The 2,561-nt window shown below is 33.7% G+C and carries 2 protein-coding genes and 1 pseudogene; all 3 read right to left on the reverse strand.

Features of this window, described 5'->3' with window-relative positions:
* Positions 1 to 236: pseudogene (locus RRG12_RS42775) on the reverse strand (SagB/ThcOx family dehydrogenase); the annotation flags it as partial.
* A complete protein-coding gene (locus tag RRG12_RS42780; protein ID WP_420760126.1) occupies positions 199 to 687 on the reverse strand; it encodes an ankyrin repeat domain-containing protein in 489 nt (162 codons plus the stop codon). The pseudogene RRG12_RS42775 and the gene RRG12_RS42780, both read right to left, overlap by 38 nt.
* A gap of 327 nt (positions 688 to 1,014) precedes the next feature.
* The gene (gene lysS / locus RRG12_RS42785) at positions 1,015 to 2,154 is read right to left on the reverse strand and encodes a homocitrate synthase (RefSeq protein WP_420760125.1); all 1,140 of its coding nucleotides are present in this window, start codon (positions 2,152 to 2,154) and stop codon (positions 1,015 to 1,017) included.
* Positions 2,155 to 2,561 lie beyond the last annotated feature (407 nt).

Here is a 2,561-nt window from a genome sequence, read left to right on the forward strand (position 1 = left end):
AGTTTATAGGGGCCATCTTTATATACTTTTTCCAGTGTTATTGCACTGGTTAATGAGATAAAAGAGTGAACAGGATTATTGAGATTTAATTTCACTCTCCGATAAAACTTGGGATAAACTTTAAATGAAGATGGCTGTGTTGAAGCATCTACATAATTTGGATCAAGTTGTACCGATAAGTAAGAATGCTTGGTAGCGTCATGATAGGCTTTTCCCGATATCTGACTTGATGGCATTTTTAATTATCCTTAAGACTTCTACGTTACTAGCAAAATCTATCGCTTTATAATCGTCTAAGTTTTTTAAATATAAATTAGGATGATGTTGTAAAAGTAACTTGACAACTTCTGTTTTTCCGGCTGATGCTGCGTACATTAAAACAGTTGCACCGTTATCATTTTGGTTATTGATATCAATGTTATGAGCCAACAGTAAATTAATTAAATCGTAGTGATTACCAAAACAAGCAAACCATAAAGCATTGTTGCGATCGCTATTTCGAGCATTAATATCTGCACCAGCATCAATTAGTTCTTTTACGACTGTATAAACTCCTTCTCTTGTCGCTTTCATTAAAGCTGTATCGCCATTTTCACCCGGCTGATTTAAATCGCTATAATTATAGCCTTTTGCTATTAGCCATTGGGTTGTGACGTCACTCAATTTTTGACTGTTGGTTCGATTCATAACTACTCCTCAGTTAACTTTCTTACTAATATAAATTTGCTTGGTAAATAGAATGGTGAGCAATGCTCACCATCTTTGCGAAAATGTTATTTAAATCCTTTTAACTTACATATATGCTATCAATTTTATAAGTTTAAATTATGAATCATTTATAAAGAACAGCAAACATCATTCTTAAAAAAGCTTGAAAAATAATAGAAAAGCAGTAATTTTTACAGTTTTATTCCATCAGATAGATTAATAGCAGATATAGGTGGATTTAGATCCCCGACTTCTTGAAGAAGTTGGGGATCTGTACTTGGACAATAAGTGCGTATATTTTAAAATTTACTGGCAATGATAAGAATATAAGATATTGTCTACATCTTCGATGGTAAGACTTTGTTTATCAGCTAAAGCTTTCAACCTATGAGTAATATCTTTAAGCTGGGATAAATTAAAGGAAAGTCCTAATTCATTAGCTCGGTGATTAATCGCTTGTTTACCAGCTAATTTATGATTGATTAAAATTGAGCGCCTTACACCAAAACTCCGCGGGTTAATAGCTTCATAAGTCTCAGAACTATTGAGCATAGCTTTAGTATGAATGCCAGCTTTATGACTAAAAGCACTCTCCCCAAAAATACAGTGATTAAAAGGAATAGAAATTCCAACTTTTCTCGCAACTAATTCATGCAAGGAAGCCAGTTCTTCTAAGCGATATTTAGATTTAATCTGTTCTGGGTTTGTAGCATATAACCTAGCGATGAATCCGGCTAGTGAGGTAATACCATTGCGTTCACCAATACCAAGCACACAAGTATCGATATGAGTTGCTCCTGCTTCTAGTGCTGTATAGCTGTTAGCATTTGCACATTCTGTATCATTATGACCATGAAACTCAATATCTAAATTGGTGAACTGGCGCAAAGTCTTCACTAATTCAAATACTTGCATTGGGGTAATAATTCCTACCGTATCAGCAATTCCTATACGTTTGACAACTCCTAACTTCTCAATTGCCGAGTAAATTTTGATTAAATCTTCTGTAGAAGTGCGTGACGAATCTTCAGCAGAAAAACGTAACTCAATATTGGGAGCTTGCTGATGAATAAAAGTTAAAACTTCCGATGCTAAATCAATAATTTGATTAATATTTTTACCATGACTGAACTGACGCATCAAGGAAGAACTACCTATAGTTAAATTAATCCCAGCTACACCTGTGGCTAAAGCGACTTTAGCATCTTCTAGGTGACAGCGAATGTGAGTTAAGATTTTGGAAGGTAATCCTAACCCAGCCAATCGTTCACAGTCTTGTCTAGATTGAGGTGAAGCAATTGGTGAAGTTAACTCTATATATTCAACTCCAAATACAGCAAGCGCCTCAGCAATTTCGACTTTATCATCTGAGGAAAAATTGGCTTTTATAAATTGTTCACCTTCACGGAGAGTACTTTCTACAATTGCAAATTCAGATAGCGACATCGAGCAATCCTTGTGTTAATTCTTGCTAAGGATATTTACTTGTTAATTTTTATATTAACAGATTTGCATAATCGAGAAATAATTACTTTGGCTGATTATTGGAGACTGGCTATAGTATCAATTATAAGAGAGCGATCGCTTGTATCCATCGCTTCTAAAATCTGTTTCCTAGGAACTGGATCATAATAATAACAGCTATACTAATATTGATAATAAGATCCATCAATATAGTTTTGTTTAAATTGTTTTATTTTATGCTTTGCAGTAAATGACCACGCATTTTTGTAATACTCGTCAAGTAGAGGCATCACCATTAGATAAATGATAATTATTTCAAAAATATTAAGATATCTTAAAGAAAGCTAGTTTTAAAATCAAAGCTTGCTACTTTACTAAAGTAAAAATAG

The sequence above is a fragment of the Nostoc sp. CALU 546 genome, assembly GCF_048836525.1.

Coding starts and splice junctions, on each gene's coding strand:
- RRG12_RS42780 (WP_420760126.1), bottom strand. CDS start 687: ATGAATCGAACCAACAGTCAAAAATTGAGTGACGTCACAACCCAATGG.
- lysS (WP_420760125.1), bottom strand. CDS start 2,154: ATGTCGCTATCTGAATTTGCAATTGTAGAAAGTACTCTCCGTGAAGGT.